This window comes from Microbacterium sp. (assembly GCF_048259935.1).
Taxonomy (GTDB): Bacteria; Actinomycetota; Actinomycetes; order Actinomycetales; family Microbacteriaceae; genus Microbacterium.
In genome coordinates, this window is record NZ_JBLXHF010000005.1 from 1 (window position 1) to 14,286 (window position 14,286).

At 64.3% G+C, this 14,286-nt stretch carries 16 protein-coding genes and 1 pseudogene; 8 read left to right on the plus strand and 9 right to left on the minus strand.

Translation table 11 applies throughout. The annotated features are described in order from the left end of the window. Positions 1-222, plus strand: a 222-nt coding sequence (locus ACN0RC_RS09635) for a signal peptidase II (protein ID WP_417511150.1), incomplete at its 5' end; no start/stop codon positions are given. A gap of 11 nt (positions 223-233) precedes the next feature. Beyond that, positions 234-551: a hypothetical protein gene (locus ACN0RC_RS09640; protein WP_058631820.1), complete on the plus strand. Its 318-nt coding sequence runs from the start codon at positions 234-236 to the stop codon at positions 549-551. On the opposite strand, the gene ACN0RC_RS09645 is transcribed toward ACN0RC_RS09640, so the two are convergent. The 5 genes from ACN0RC_RS09645 to ACN0RC_RS09665 all read right to left on the minus strand — a co-directional run bounded on the left by ACN0RC_RS09645 (position 552) and on the right by ACN0RC_RS09665 (position 6,223). Next, positions 552-1,823: a hypothetical protein gene (locus ACN0RC_RS09645; RefSeq protein WP_242868642.1), complete on the minus strand. Its 1,272-nt coding sequence runs from the start codon at positions 1,821-1,823 to the stop codon at positions 552-554. A gap of 683 nt (positions 1,824-2,506) precedes the next feature. Next, positions 2,507-2,842 carry a helix-turn-helix domain-containing protein gene (locus tag ACN0RC_RS09650; RefSeq protein ID WP_058631822.1) on the minus strand — a complete coding sequence of 112 codons (336 nt, stop codon included), beginning with the start codon at positions 2,840-2,842 and terminating at the stop codon, positions 2,507-2,509. Continuing rightward, the gene (locus ACN0RC_RS09655) at positions 2,832-3,671 is read right to left on the minus strand and encodes a tyrosine-type recombinase/integrase (protein ID WP_417511153.1); all 840 of its coding nucleotides are present in this window, start codon (positions 3,669-3,671) and stop codon (positions 2,832-2,834) included. Before ACN0RC_RS09655 ends, ACN0RC_RS09650 begins: the two co-directional genes overlap by 11 nt. Positions 3,672-4,125: 454 nt before the next feature. Beyond that, complete coding sequence (locus tag ACN0RC_RS09660) at positions 4,126-5,190, minus strand: hypothetical protein (RefSeq protein ID WP_417511155.1); 1,065 nt, start codon at positions 5,188-5,190, stop codon at positions 4,126-4,128. Positions 5,191-5,557: 367 nt separating this feature from the next. Continuing rightward, a complete protein-coding gene (locus ACN0RC_RS09665) occupies positions 5,558-6,223 on the minus strand; it encodes a TetR/AcrR family transcriptional regulator (RefSeq protein ID WP_417511157.1) in 666 nt (221 codons plus the stop codon). Positions 6,224-6,379: 156 nt separating this feature from the next. Here ACN0RC_RS09665 and ACN0RC_RS09670 point away from each other — a divergent pair, with 156 nt between their 5' ends. Next, the gene (locus tag ACN0RC_RS09670; RefSeq protein WP_417511159.1) at positions 6,380-7,621 is read left to right on the plus strand and encodes a M23 family metallopeptidase; all 1,242 of its coding nucleotides are present in this window, start codon (positions 6,380-6,382) and stop codon (positions 7,619-7,621) included. A 20-nt stretch (positions 7,622-7,641) separates the two neighbouring features. Here ACN0RC_RS09670 and ACN0RC_RS09675 read toward each other — a convergent pair whose 3' ends face one another. Further along, entirely contained in the window at positions 7,642-8,622 is a 981-nt protein-coding gene (locus ACN0RC_RS09675; RefSeq protein ID WP_417511161.1) for a hypothetical protein, read from the minus strand. Between the two features lie 110 nt (positions 8,623-8,732). On the opposite strand from ACN0RC_RS09675, the gene ACN0RC_RS09680 reads away from it, so the two are divergent. Both ACN0RC_RS09680 and ACN0RC_RS09685 read left to right on the plus strand, forming a co-directional pair. Continuing rightward, complete coding sequence (locus ACN0RC_RS09680) at positions 8,733-9,794, plus strand: serine hydrolase domain-containing protein (RefSeq protein ID WP_417511163.1); 1,062 nt, start codon at positions 8,733-8,735, stop codon at positions 9,792-9,794. A 93-nt stretch (positions 9,795-9,887) separates the two neighbouring features. Continuing rightward, complete coding sequence (locus tag ACN0RC_RS09685) at positions 9,888-10,079, plus strand: hypothetical protein (protein ID WP_417511165.1); 192 nt, start codon at positions 9,888-9,890, stop codon at positions 10,077-10,079. 125 nt (positions 10,080-10,204) lie between these two features. Here ACN0RC_RS09685 and ACN0RC_RS09690 read toward each other — a convergent pair. From ACN0RC_RS09690 to ACN0RC_RS09700, 3 genes and pseudogenes are all read right to left on the minus strand, one after another. Then, positions 10,205-10,475, minus strand: a pseudogene (locus tag ACN0RC_RS09690) (CNNM domain-containing protein); the annotation flags it as partial. A 94-nt stretch (positions 10,476-10,569) separates the two neighbouring features. Further along, the gene (locus tag ACN0RC_RS09695) at positions 10,570-11,583 is read right to left on the minus strand and encodes a TerC family protein (protein WP_417511167.1); all 1,014 of its coding nucleotides are present in this window, start codon (positions 11,581-11,583) and stop codon (positions 10,570-10,572) included. A 415-nt stretch (positions 11,584-11,998) separates the two neighbouring features. Beyond that, positions 11,999-12,442, minus strand: coding sequence for a hypothetical protein (locus ACN0RC_RS09700; protein ID WP_147040074.1), 444 nt, complete (start codon positions 12,440-12,442; stop codon positions 11,999-12,001). Between ACN0RC_RS09700 and ACN0RC_RS09705 the strand changes: the two genes are divergently transcribed. The 3 genes from ACN0RC_RS09705 to ACN0RC_RS09715 all read left to right on the plus strand — a co-directional run bounded on the left by ACN0RC_RS09705 (position 12,441) and on the right by ACN0RC_RS09715 (position 14,284). Continuing rightward, positions 12,441-12,641 carry a hypothetical protein gene (locus ACN0RC_RS09705; protein WP_147040072.1) on the plus strand — a complete coding sequence of 67 codons (201 nt, stop codon included), beginning with the start codon at positions 12,441-12,443 and terminating at the stop codon, positions 12,639-12,641. The two genes, ACN0RC_RS09700 and ACN0RC_RS09705, sit on opposite strands and share 2 nt — an antisense overlap. Before the next feature lie 145 nt (positions 12,642-12,786). Continuing rightward, positions 12,787-13,830: a TerC family protein gene (locus ACN0RC_RS09710; RefSeq protein WP_147040069.1), complete on the plus strand. Its 1,044-nt coding sequence runs from the start codon at positions 12,787-12,789 to the stop codon at positions 13,828-13,830. Continuing rightward, positions 13,823-14,284, plus strand: a complete 462-nt coding sequence (locus ACN0RC_RS09715) for a hypothetical protein (protein WP_417511170.1) — start codon at positions 13,823-13,825, stop codon at positions 14,282-14,284. The genes ACN0RC_RS09710 and ACN0RC_RS09715 overlap by 8 nt, the downstream gene beginning before the upstream one ends. Positions 14,285-14,286 lie beyond the last annotated feature (2 nt).

Here is a 14,286-nt window from a genome sequence, read left to right on the forward strand (position 1 = left end):
CGGGTCCGACGCCCCGGGTGGGCGATCGTGATCGGTGGGCTCGGCGGGGCCGCTGCTTCGCACGCCGGCGACCGGCTTTTCCGCCAACCAGGATTCGCCCGGGGGCACGTCGTCGACTTCCTCGCCTACGGCAACTGGTTCATCGGGAACCTCGCCGACATCGTGATCGTCACCGCTACGATTGCCGGAGCGCTCCTGATGCTCCGCGGCACCGAGAACTGAGAGGGCCAACCATGGAGATCACCCTGCAGTACTTCGACGGCTGCCCGAACTGGGAAGTACTCGACCGCCGGCTTGCTGAGCTGCTCGACGGTCGATCAGATATCCGCGTCACACGACAGTTGGTCGAGACCGCCGAGGACGCCGAGCGCCTCGGATTCCACGGGTCACCGACCGTCCTCGTCGACGGCGTCGATCCCTTCGCCGACGAGCACACGCCGGTCGGGCTCGCCTGCCGGGTGTTCCGTACCCCTGCCGGGCTGGGAGGCTCTCCGACCGTCGAGCAACTGCGCGAAGCGATTTCCGGCCCGGCTCTGACGGGTGATGCTTGATCAGGGGTGGGTGGAGCGGAGAGCCGGGTAATCGGACCACTCGCCACCGGCGAGACGCGACCATGAGGCAGCGGATGCCGTCGTGATGCCGAGGAGATCCGAGACGATCCGGGGATGCAGTTGCCGGGTGAGCTCGATGAGCGCTGTCGTGCGGGCGCTCCCGGCAAGCAGGCCTTCGGCGCGAAGGCGACGGCTGAGCGGCCCCGGGGTGAGGTGACGGCCCGGGTTCCGGCCGGGGAACAACCACCCTTCAGGATGGCCCTTTGTGGCATCGACGAGCTCGACGATGGCGTCGCCGAGGATCGCGGGGACCTCGATCGGCTCGGCCCCGACGGTGAGCGTCACGGGCCGCGAGCTCGTGTCGACCTGTGCCCGGGTGATCGTGACGATGCGGGTCAGCTGGATCCCGTAGAGCAGCACGAGGAGACCCGCGGCCCGGGTCTTCGGGTCCATGTCGGCATCGGACAGGAACCTGCGGGCCATCTGCCATCGGTGATCAGAGGCGTAGTCTCGCCCCTCGAGGCGATGGGCTCGAAACTCGACCCGAAGGGTGCTCAGCCGGTGTTTTCGCAGCCAGCGAGTGAACGGTGCCAGCGCGTCGCGTTGGCTAGGCGAATCGGTCAGATACGCGTCGAGTAGGCGCTGCGGGAACGTCGCCAGTGTCTCCTGCTGCGCCCGGATCTCCCCGAGGAACGCGGCGCAGTACTTCAGTGCAGCCCTCTGCCTCTGGAAGCCGGAAGCAGGGCTGGACGCGCTGCGCAGTGTCCGAGTGGATCGGAGGAGCTCCCAGGTGCAGTAGCGGCGCAGGATCAGCCGGTCCTCGGGATGGTCGATGCCACCGAGCCAGTCGTTGAGCCAGTGGTCGAAGCGCGTGCCCTCGACGTCGAGCTCCGGCAGCACGCCGGAACGGACCAGCAGTGAGAGGAGGAACGCGACCGACTGTCCCGACCGGGCTCGGGTGATGATCGCCTCGGCGGTGAGCGGCAGGGTCCCGTCCGCGAGCTCGCGGAGCACCATCGCGCACTTGCTCTTGTGCAGCCAGCGTTCGAGCGACGCCGCTTTGCCATGGTGCGTGAGCAGATAGTCAGCAAGCGGGTGGAGATCCTCACGGATCTCTCCCGCATCGTCGGCGAGCAGCTGTTGGATCGCGACGGGCCGGCGGCACTCGACGCAGAGGTGATGTTTGCGGATTTCCTCGATCGAGCCGCATCCAGGGCAGGCCATCGTGATCGGAGTGCCCGCGCAGTCGGCGCAGACCTTCTGGCCATTCATGAACCCGGTGAGGAACACTCTGCGCGCGCACTCGGGACAAGGTTGGGGTCTGCGCATCGCGTAGTAGCAGCGCGCGCATACTCGTCGTCCGTCGAGGTGCGAGGCGACGCGGCCAGGTTCTCCGCAAAGACCACAGGTCTTGATCGGTGCGGTGTAGCAGGCCAGGCAGACGAGTTCCGGGCGACGGACGATGATGGTCGCGTGCTGACCGCACCGCGAGCAGTCGCCGAACGATCGAGGGTCGGCTCGCCAACAGTCACGGCAGAAACGCTGTCCGTCGATGGTGCGCTGCACGGGCCGGACCCGGCCACAGAACGCGCAGGAGACGGACCGGGCCTTCCGCTCGCATCGGGAGCAGTGCCGACCACCGCCCGGCGTCTTGTGGGGCATTCTCACCGCGCGTCCGCAGGACTCACACGTCGGCAACACCACCCGGCTCGCCCCTTCTTTGACCAGCGCATGGGCCAGATTCTGAACGGTCGCTGGCACGTTCGCATGCTGCCCCTCCAGGACTCCGGGCTGCTTGATCAGCGCGAGCTCAAGAAGCAGCTGCGTGAGGGGTACTGGCGCGACCGTATGCACGATCTCAGTGAGTCGCTCGGGAGAGATCTCGGGAACGAGAGGGCGGACGAGAGCGACGACTTCAGCGACTCGCGGCAGCTGCGGAGGCTTGGCCACCGCGGCTACTTCGTACGCGGCCGACGGATCGCCGCGCGAACAGGACGGAGATCACCGATCGCCCCCCGTGTCGCCTCCTCACCCACCGCCACCGGGGTCGAGGCCTCCCGGCGAGTGATCGTCACGAGATCGTCGAGCGAGCACTCCAGCGCATCGCACAACGCCGCCAACACGTCGAGACGCACCCGCTGGGGCGGCTGAGTCACCAGCCGATACACCTGCTCCCGGGACAGGTCGATGCCGCGCTCTTCGAGTAGGGGTTTCAGTTTGGAGGTCTGGAAGATCCCGCGCGACGCCATTACGCTGCGCAGATTCCAGCCGGTGTCGAGCTCAACGGTCATCAGCTTCTCCTTCGATGAGGGCCTTCAGCGCTTCGGCGAGCACACGGTTCTTGTAGTCCGAGCTGACGGAGGCGTAGATCGAGGTCGTCGAGGCATGCATATGCCCGACCTGCTCTTGGACGAATCGATCGGCGTACCCGAACTCCAGAAGGTGCGTGACATAGGAGTGCCGGAGGCTGTGCAACGTCAGGTCCTTCGACAGGCCGGCTTCATCACGCAACTCTGCGAACCTCCGATCGAGATACCCAGCAGACAGACGCGTGCGGCGCTCGGTCACCCAGAGCGCGTCGAGGTCGTCTCCGGGCGCGAAACGGGCCCGGGCCTGCTCGAGCCATTGCTGCATGCCGGGGACCCACCAGTCGAATTCCGGCACCAGCAGCACCGTGCGACGTCGTGGCGCGCCACCGCCCGCCGCCTTCGCCCATCGCACGTGGACCGCGCCGTAGCGGCCCCACTGGCGCATCTTCGCGTTGTGGTGCAAATCGACGGTATCGAGCATCACCGCCTCAGTGCGGCGCAGACCGAACGCGTAGACCGTCTTCAGCAACTGGGCATCCCGCAACGCGCCGAGCGCACCCTTTCGCCCGGAACTCACGAGCAGCTCGACGCGGGCGTCGGCCGTATCGAACAGGCGCTCGATCTCGTCGTACGCGAACGGGCGACGCTTCCCATCGCCTTCGAACTCGAACCGGTGCGCCACCGTGTTCCACGGCAGGCACACCTGCGAAGGGACCTCCCCAAACTCGCGATCGCAGATCTCCATCCAGTCGTACAACGGGTTCGTGAGGTAGTCACAGAACCCACGGATAGACCCATGGTTGGCGCGCATCGTCGACAACGTCCGAGTGCGACCGCCAGACTGAGCAGTGAACTCATCCACATCCGCGACAGTCCACCTCCAAGGCGGTTTGTCCACGAAATCACGGAACCGTGTCACCGTCGCCGTCCGGTTCCGGATCGTCTGCTCACGGAGCCCGCGCGACAGCTGCTGGTTCCGCCAACCATCGATCATCGCACTGAAAACCTGCGCTTCCGGGTTCGCCAGTGCGACGTTCGATGCTGACGTGATCAGCCGAAGCGCCGCTGGAGAAGCCTCAAAATCTTGCATTAGATGCAACAAAGTATGGGACAGTGCATCACTGTGTCAACCCAGATCTCCGCATCCGCGAGATCACGCTGTTATGGTCGGAACACTTCGACACCGAAGGAGCCGAATAGGTATCGATTGCAAGCACGGACAGTTGCATTCACTGCAACATGCGAGGGTTTTTTCGTCGTCATGTCTAGGCACCATATCCAATCACGTCGTAGCGAATCGTGTCGATGATCTCGGGTGGCACATCGACCACGGCCAGCCGGTAGACAACGTTCAGCCGCGGGTTGAAGATCCCGACATGAGTCAGCGCCTCGAACTCGGGTAGCCCGGACTGCTTGCCCATCAGGAAGTACATCAGCAGCTGAAGCACATGGTCCTTGGTCGGCTTCGACGCAGAGACCTTGAAGTCCCACAAGGTGTCCTCGGTCAGGAAGTCCCCATCACCGCTGTCGACCAGGTCGGTGTATCCACCGCGCTCGTCGGCAGCATGCTGCACCTCGTTCATGAAGATGAACCCGTCGGCGACGATCGGACCATGTTCGGCAAAGAACCGCTCAGCCCGATGCACCATGACCAGGATGTGCGCGGTCGTGACCTCATCCGGCGCTCGAAGGGTGCTCTCCGGGTTGTACAACCCCACGCCTGCGCGCAGAGCCACGTCATAGGTCGCCAGCTGGCAAGCGATCAGCACTGCGGTCTCGTCCATTGCGTAACCGACGATGCCGTCTTCGTGCTCTTTAATATTGAGGCTCAAAACAGCCTGTCGAGCATCCCCAACCGCTGACGGGTACCCGCCGAAATCGGTGATGCGCTGTGCACCCATCAAAGAGGCTCGGAAGACATCAACCGCAGCGCGCGCGGCTTCTTCCCCAGCGCCGGCACGGACGCGTGCCAGTCGGCTCAAGTAGTCGACTGCCAAGCCGGCGATGCTGGCGTGAACGTTCTCCTGCTTGTGGTCAAGATTTCCATGCTCGTCCTCGAGCTGGATCGCCGTCAGCAGCTTCGGATTGACCAGCCCGCCCCGAGGCTGGCCTGTCTCCTTGTTGTACTGGGTGATGCGCTGCGTTACAGAGGTCAATTCAAACCCCGCCTGTTCAGTTGTAGGACGGCCAAATCTCTTGGCCCCGAACATCGAGTCTAAGTCGCCCGGCACACCAGTATCCAATAGCCGCGCTGGCACTCTGCGATCATGAACCGAGGTGCGCTGCGGCAGGGGAAGGGATGCGAGGAGTACCCCTAGCAGGGTGTACATGTGCCCTGGTCCATAAAGTCTAAAAACTCAACACGGGCAGCGACCCCCGAGACATCGTCTCCCTGTTGATCGCCAGGTATCTTTCCTGCTCCAGCAGTCACGCAAAAGATCAAAAGCCGGGTACACGCAGATGTACACGCAAGCATCAGGATCCAGGAGGATCCGGCGGGAACTGGCGGGAACGACTCTGCCTCGCGAGCCTTACTCTCGCAAGGGATCTATGGGTATTGAATGATCGTCAGAGAGAACCCGTCCATGGCTCAAGGGGTCGCAGGTTCAAATCCTGTCAGCCCGACCAAAGCCCCGATCAGATGTCAAATCTGGTCGGGGCATCGTCGTCTCCGGGAGCGGTTGGCGCTGTCGGTCCTTAGTGGTCGGCATCCGCCCCCGACGAGCGGCCATGGATGGCGCTGTGGAACGCATCGGCTTCGACAGCCGCACTGTCGGCCAGGGGTGTTGCGGCCGGCGCACGGAGGCCATCGAGCAGGATGTGGTGAACGCGGTCGAGGAGCGCGGTGCCGATCGGCTGTGGAAACGCGGCGAGGGATGCAACAGCGAGCGGCGCGAGAACAAGATCGAAACCCGTGACGTCGCTTCGGACAGAGCCTTCGGCCTGCGCTCGCGCGGTAAGTCGTTCGATGGGGGCGACCCAGCGTTCTCCCGGCCGGTAGCTCGGATCGATCGCGGCCATGCGCACCATGATGGGCACGAGTATCGGACTGTCTCGCACGATCGCGATCGTCCCGGCGATGGCGTCGCTTATTCCTGACCAACCGCTGTCAACGTCGTCCAGCGAGTCGAAGAGTTCGTCGAACCGTGCGGCGAATCGGTCGTAGAGCCCGCGGATGAGATCTGAACTGGCGGGGAAGCGGCGGTAGAACGTGGCGGCGCTGACTCCGGCGCGTCGGGCGAGTTCGTTGAGCGGTGCATCGATCGTGCGTTCGGCAAAGTACGTCTCGGCCGCGGCGAGTATCTTCTCCCGACTCTCTGCGACTTCTCGCCGTTCGGCGCGTCGGCGTGCGATCTCCGGCATGACTCCAGAGTAACCGTGACCATGGACAGGATTTCATTATGTGGAGTATATTATCCGGATAGATAGGACTCTACGCCGTGCTGGGCCTGAAGGCGGATGGCGGCGTTCGATGCTCTCTTGCTGCGGCGAGGGACGAGCAAAGAGATGCAGAGACACATGGGACTCGCACGTCTACGCAAAAAGGCCTCAGCACCACTCGCGCTGCTGGTGGTGGTCGCCATGCTCGCTCTGGCCAGCGGCTGCTCGGTCGAAGAACCTTCGTCGACGGCGGTCCAGGCGACGCCCGACAACGCCGTTCCCGATGAAGAGCTCTTCACACCGATCGTGGGCTCAGTGCTCGACGCACCTCGCATCGTGCGAGGAACCGACGATCGGGATCACGTTGCATACGAGCTCTTTCTGACCAATACCATCGGTCAGGCGGTGACCGTCGACGCACTCTCGGTGCGGGGCGACGGCGAAGAGATCATGCGGCTCAGCGGCGAGGACCTGTTGCCGTGGATGCGGGCGATGGGAGCCCCCGCCCCGGGCTACGAGCTGGCTTCGGGGCAGAGCGCGACCGTCATCCTCGACGTGATACTGCCGGTGGGCGGCACAGCTCCGCAGATGCTGAGTCACCTGATCGAGTTCTCGCCGGAGACGGCCATGCCGCCGATGATCACCGAGCAGATGAAGCAGACGATTGTCGACGCGCCGGTCTCCCCGGCTACACCGCTCGTCATCGGCTCACCGGTGAGTGGTGATGGGTGGTTGGACGGTAACGGCTGCTGCGGAGTTTCCGCACATCGAAGTGCGATCAATCCGATCAACAGCGCGCTGTACGCACCAGAACGATTCGCGATCGACTTCGTGCAGCTGGATGAACAGTCGCGCATCTTCGACGGCCCGATCGACGATCTCGCAAGCTATGCGTACTACGGCGCGGAGATCCTCGCGGTGGGCGATGGTCCCATCGTGTCGATGAAGTGGGATCTGCCCGAAGAGGCGCCGGGGTTGCATCCGGTCGGGTTGGAACTCAATGAGTACGGGGGCAATCACATCGTGCAGGACCTCGGCGATGGCCACTACGCGTTCTATGCGCACCTGCAGGGAGAGAACCCCGAGGGTCTCGCTGTCGGTCAGAAGATGTCGCGCGGTGACGTATTGGGATACCTCGGAAACTCGGGTAACACGGACATGCCGCACCTGCACTTTCACGTGATGGACTCACCGCTACCGCTCGGCTCCAATGGGCTGCCGTTCGTGTTCGAGTCGTTCACACTCACCGGCACCGTGAACGATGCTGAACTGGCGGAGTGCATGTCGAGGTCGCAATCTTGCGGCATCACTGCGTCAGACAAGACGGCGATGACGAAGGTCATGCCGCTGCAGCAAGACGTGATCAGCATCGCCGACTGAGTCGAAAGGCTCTCTGCGTGTCAGCGCACGGTCGGCTTTCCGTCCGCGCCCCAGGCCGCCCCTAAAGCGAACAGTGTCGATACACCGTACTGATCCATCGCCGTCGCAATCCGTCGCCTGCCGGTTCGTGGATTGATCCCGAGGTGGCGCGAAGCTGCGTCGAGAGTGACACCCTGCGTCATCAGCGAAAGAAGCGGTGCCCACGACTGCTCTGCGCCGCCGATCGGCTCACCGCGATGCCAGAGTTCGCGGAACAGGCTTCGGCCCAGCTCCGCGAGCGAGGCGCTGCGGACTCCGATCACGCTGGACGGCCACCCCTCGCCCCACTCGATCGGCAACGCGAGCACATCGCCATCGATCCAGAACCAACTCGGAAGATCGTCGAGAACGCGAAACTCCACTCCGACGGACGCGTAGCGCTCAGCGATCGCCACGAGCCGCGGATCCGCTGCCATCGAGCGGGGGAGAATCGCCCGCACCGATTGCTTCCCGGCGAACATTTCCGCGAAACGGCTGGTGCGGGCCGGATCGGACTGCAAGTAGCGTCCAAGATCGGGAAGCACTGACCAGGCGGTATCGCTGTGCTCGCGTGCGACGTCGTACCAGAGGTCTTCCGCTGCCTGCGGCCCGTGCCGCACGAACACTGGAACGACATCGCCCGAGGTCTCACCGACGGCCCAGTGGCGCAGCAGGCCTGGGAGATCCGCCACGAGCCGTTCGATTCGCGCGGTGGCCTCATTCGCCGTATTGCGCATCGCACGCGCTTCGCGTTCGACGACATCTGCCGTCCAGGTCACCGGAGTCGAGTACGCGATCTTGTCATCGTGCAGCGAGATCGCGCCACCCTGCTCGAGGCGTGCAACGGCATCTGCGATCTCGTCCTGATCTGCATGCGCCGTGGTGGCGAGCTCGGCCACCGTCTCAGGTCGACTGCGGTAGATCAGCTCGAGCAGTGCTTTGTCTTCCATATCTGCCTCCGGAATGCGTGTTGACACCATCATCGCGCATCTGACCGGTTTAGGACGCCCTCTAGCGGCTACGGCCTCAAGCGGAGGTTGCTCTGTCCGCTTCTGTCCATACACACTGGAGGGAAGCCGACGGAGGCATCGACATGAACGGCAACAGCAGCACCAACAACAAGGGGATTGCACGCGGTGTCGCCGTCTCGGCGGTGGCCGCTCTGACGCTGGGAATCACGGCGTGCACTGCAGGGGCGACCGCGGAGTCCTCGCCTTCGAGCGCTTCGTCCGTCGCGCTCGGACAGGACCCCAGTCAGGATGTTGTCGATCTCTACACGGATCGCGACACGGCAGTGGCGGCGGCCGTCGATGCGCTCCCCGCGTTCATCGAGAAGGCGCTCACGCAGACCGGCGTCCCCGGCGCAGCGGTGGCGGTCGTCTCGAACGGCAAGGTCGTGTTCGAAGAAGGCTACGGCGTGCGTGACGTGACGACGGAAGAGCTCGTCGATGCCGACACCGTCTTCCAGATCGCGTCTCTGTCCAAGCCTCTTTCGTCGAGCATCGTGGCCAAAGCCATCACCGACGACGCGGATCTTTCCTGGGAGGATCCGGTCGTCGAATACCTTCCCGACTTCGCGCTGAACGACCCGCATGTGACCGAGCATGCGAAGATCGCCGACTTCTTCTCGCACCGCACGGGGATTCCGACCTGTGGCGGCGATGACCTCGAAGACGTCGGCTTCGATGCGGACTACATCATGGCCCACATGGCCAAGATTCCTCTGGCATCCTTCCGCGACACTTACCAGTACTCCAACTTCGGGCTGACGGTCGGCGGCGAGGCCGTCGCGGCGTCGCGCGGCCAGACGTGGGTAGAGACCGCGCACGAGCTGCTGTTCGAACCGCTCGGCATGACGTCGACGACCGTCGTCCACGACGAGTACCTCGCCGCCGATGATCGCGCGGCGATGCATGCGCGCACCGGAGAAGGCGTCTATGAGCAGCTGTTCGACCGAGACGCCGACGCCGAAGCTCCCGCCGGCGGCGTCGCCTCCACCGCTGACGACATCGCGAAGTGGATGAACATGGTGCTGGCGAACGGCGAGGTCGACGGTGCGGAATTCATCGACCCGCTCGTGCTCGCGAAGACTTACTCGGCCCATTCGATCACCGGCGGCGATGCCAAGAACCTGCTCTCGCGTACATCGCACTAGGGCTTCGGCACGAACGTCGGCGCGACTGTGACGGGGCGGGTCAGCATCAGTCACTCCGGTGCATTCGGATGGGGGGCCGCCACCAATGCCACGATGATCCCTGACCTCAACGTCGGGATCGTCGTGCTCACGAACGGAGCGCCCTCGGGAGTTCCGGAGGCGATCGTCTCGGAGTTCGTCGACCTCGTGCAGTTCGGTGAGGAGACGCGACCATGGTTGGACCTGTGGCCCGTCATCTTCGAGCATTTCTCCAAGCGAGCAATATTGCCGTCTGATGCATCATGAAAGAGAGCAAGGTCGAGCCCACGCCGCAGCGAGAAGTGGGTACTTGTGGCGTTGCTGAAAGAGGTTGGCCCCGAGATCGGGAACCTCGGCAGGGCATTTGCATCAATGTCTGGTCTGATGCATCACAGCGGAGCGACAGACGGTGCGATGGAGGTCGCACCGTAGGCGGCCCAAACGAATCCCTGCGACGGTCACACCGATCTGCACCGCCGACAGGAACGTGTTGGGGTTGCGTGCCAGCGCGGCGGCGCGCTCACCACGCCGGCCGCGCGCGGCGATCGCGTTGACCTGGCTCTCGCGGAGGGTGACCAGCGCCATCTCGGTGCGTGCGAAGACGCCGCCGATGAGCACGAAGGCGATGACCAGCGCGATGTTCAGGATGAGGTCGCCGTTCATCGAACGTCAAGCCCTTCGTCAGCGTACGCCCGCCGAATCGGCCGGGCGCCGGGTCTGTCGGGGTCGGGGGAGGGATCAGCGCGGTGCAGGATGCTCACGAGAGTTCCTTCTGTGTGTCATCGGCTGAGACCTGCTCGGCTGGGCGGCGGTCGCCGCGGGTCTTGATGAGGCTGGCGATGGTCGCCACCGCGATCGTCCCGGCGATGAAGAGTAGCGAGAGCCAGATCGGGATCTCGGGGATCACCGTGATCGGCTCGCCGCCGTTGATGAACGGCAACTCGTTCTTGTGCAGGGCGTGGATGAGCAGCTTCACGCCGATGAAGGCCAGGATGACAGCGAGCCCCTGCGCGAGGTAGACCAGCCGCTCCAGCAGGCCGCCGATCAAGAAGAACAGCTGGCGTAAGCCCATGAGCGCGAACGCGTTGGCGGTGAAGACGATGTACGCCTCTTCGGTCAGCCCGTAGATCGCCGGGATCGAGTCGACCGCGAAGATGAGGTCGACGAAGCCGATCGCGATGATGGTGAGCAGCATCGGCGTGGCCCAGCGGCGCCCCTGCTGCACGATCGTGAGGCGGTCGCCGTGGTACTCGTCGGTCACGCGCATATGGCGGCGCACGAAGCGCATGAACCTGCCGTCGGCGGGGTTGGAGTCGCCGTGTGTGAAAGCCTGCCGGTAGGCGAGGAAGAGCAGCAGTGCGCCGAATCCGTAGAACACCCACGAAAAGTTCTCGATGAGCGTCGCGCCGACGGCGATGAAGATGCCGCGGAGGATCAGTGCGATCACGATGCCGATCATCAGCACCTTCTGCTGATAGATCTTCGGCACGGCAAAGCTTGTCATCACGATGAGGAAGACGAACAGGTTGTCGATCGACAGCGCCTTCTCGGTCAGATACCCGGCGAAGTACTCACCGCCGTACGTCCAGCCTGACACCATTCCGATGCCGACGCCGAACAGCAGCGCGAGACCGATGTAGAAGGCCGACCAGCGGGCGGATTCGCCTATGGTCGGCTCGTGGGGCTTGCGCACGTGCGCGTAGAACTCGTAGACGAAGAACGCGATCGTGACTGCGATCGTGATGATCCAGACGAGCGGGGTGATGTTCACAGCGGGGTCCTAACCGTGGCGTGAGCGGATCAGTGCCAAGGTCTTCTCCATCCTCGTGATCGAGGACCGGTGGCCCGGGATGCGGCGTGCATCCGTAATGACGAGCCGACTGTGGCGGAGTACTCCCCTTGGACTTCCAAGTATGCATGTCCTCGCCGTGTTTCCTGAACAGGTCGTGGTGGGCTTGCACGATGACGCCTTGGTGGGGAAGCCGAGGCGGGTGGCGATCTCGAGGACGCCGGATACCTGGAGCGGGAGAAGCGCGGTCGGCGCAACCACTACGTGTTGTACCAGGACCGTCCGTTGCGGCATCCTGCGAACGCCGCGCATACCGTGGGCGACCTCATCCGCGCGTTACTGGACATCCACTAAGACACGCGCGTTACCGCTCGGCTCAGCGGATGCCGGGGCGCGGTCAGTGCACGAGTGCTTTGAGAGCGATCAGCGCGAGTCCCATGCCTGCCGTCGCGGCGGCGGTGACCACCTTCACCAGGGCGGGGTCGTTGCGTTGCCGGGCCGCCCACCATCCCAATATGGCGAGGGTGACGACGCCTCCCCACAAGGAGATGTCTACGGCGGCATCCATCGATAGTCCGAGGAGCGCGGCCGCGGTCAGGCAGGCGACCGGGACGATGAGTGCCCACAGGAGTCCGGCGGAGCGTTGCAGGCCCTCGCGGACCGCTTCTCGCCAGCTCATTGCGCGGTTGCCGACGATCTCGGCGTAGACGTGTGCACCCCAGAACACCAGGACGGTGCCGATGGTGCGCGCGATCAGGACCGGCAGTCCCGGGTTGTAGAGAGAGAACGCGGAGATCAGCCCAGCGGTCAGAACGGTGCCGTAAACGGCCTCCGCGTTCATGGCCCTCGACACCCACGGGTATCGCCGCAACCCGGCATCGACGTCGAACCCCGAACCCTTCACCCGCCACCACCACTTCGCCGTGCAGCTCGACGAGCAGCCCGAAGACAGCATAGTCCTGCCAGAACACCGCGAAAGCGCCCCCAGGCTCGCCCATCTTTTGACCGTGGTTCCGGGAACTTCTCGCGAGCCGACTTGACGTGAAGCATACTTCTCCTGTTTGATGGGGGCAAGAAGGGGAGTAATCCTCGCTCCGCATCGTCAATACGTTCCCGCCTCGGGATCCGGTGCGCAGGGCCGTCAGGCCGATGAGACCTTCACGAGTATTCGTGGAGGTCTTTGATATGTCAGTGCCGTTGTGGGCGTGGTTCGCCGTCCTGGGCGTGATCCTGGTGATGCTCGCCGTCGATCTGGTCGCACACCGCAAAGCCCATGTGATCGGTGTGCGGGAAGCCGCCGCGTGGTCGATCGTGTGGGTCGTGCTGGGCGTGAGTTTCGGTGTGCTCGTGTGGTCGCTGTGGGGGGCGGAATTCGGGCAGCAGTACTTCGCCGGCTACCTGATCGAGAAATCCCTCGCCGTGGACAACGTGTTCGTCTGGGCGATCATCTTCGCCGCATTCGCCGTCCCCCGCGAGTACCAGCACCGGGTGCTCTTCCTCGGCGTCCTGGGCGCCCTGATCTTCCGCGGGATCTTCATCGCCGCCGGCGCCGCACTGATCGAGAACTTCGCCTGGATCCTGTACGTGTTTGCCGCGTTCCTGATCTACACCGGATGGCGGATGTTCCGCTCCCGCAACGACCACATTCACCCCGAGAAGTCCAAGATCCTCAAGGCCTTCCGCCGGTTCGTGCCGATGACCGACGCCTACCACGGGCAGAAGTTCCTGATCCGCAAAGCCGGAATCGTGGTGGCGACGCCGCTCTTGGCGGTGCTGGTCCTGGTGGAGATCACCGACATCATCTTCGCCGTCGACTCCATCCCCGCGATCTTCGCCGTCACCTCCGAACCGTTCCTGGTGTTCACCGCCAACGCGTTCGCCATCCTGGGGCTGCGTGCGATGTACTTCCTCCTCGCCGACCTCATCCACCGGTTTATCTACCTCAAGGTCGGGCTCGCGTTCGTCCTGATCTGGGTGGGCATCAAGATGCTCCTCCTGGACGTCCTCTACATCCCGACCACCATCAGCCTCGCCGTGGTGGCCACCATCATCACCGTCTCGATCGTCGCCAGCCTCCGTGCCACCCGAGGCCAAGGACGACGTGAGGTGCAAACCGAAGCCGCCGGGGCGTTCCGCCTCGCCAGCGACGAGGAGCTCGCCGCCGCGGAGCCGGTCTTCCGCCGCCGCGGCAGAGTGCCCGCAGAACGGAAGGTGAGTTCCGATGACTGACCGTGACCCCTCGGCGGCCCTGGCCCCCGATTCCCAGCCGGTGAGGAGGGGTCGCCGAGGTTCGACGGTGGCGGTAGTTGTGTTGCCGCTGCTCGCTGTGACCGGGATTCTCGCAGTCGCGTGGACTGTCGGTGTCGGTGACCGCTGCGGCGGACCTCTGCCGGGGTGCGGGAGTCTGCGCAACGCGGGAGACAATCCGGTCACCGTGCGTGAGGTCACGGATCAATCCGTGACGGACGTTGTCGTCGCGGCGGGGCAGCGGGTCTTGCTCGGCGGCTCGAGCAACGAGCTGCACGCGGATGCGGGGCAGTGCCTCATCGTCGAGGGAGGTCCGTCCTGGGACGCCCGGACGGTGATCGACCGGACTGCTGCGGCCACCGGTGTGTTGCATCCGATTGATGACTGGGGCGCGCGTGTGCAGCTACACGACGATGCCTGCCCGGATCGGAGCTGATC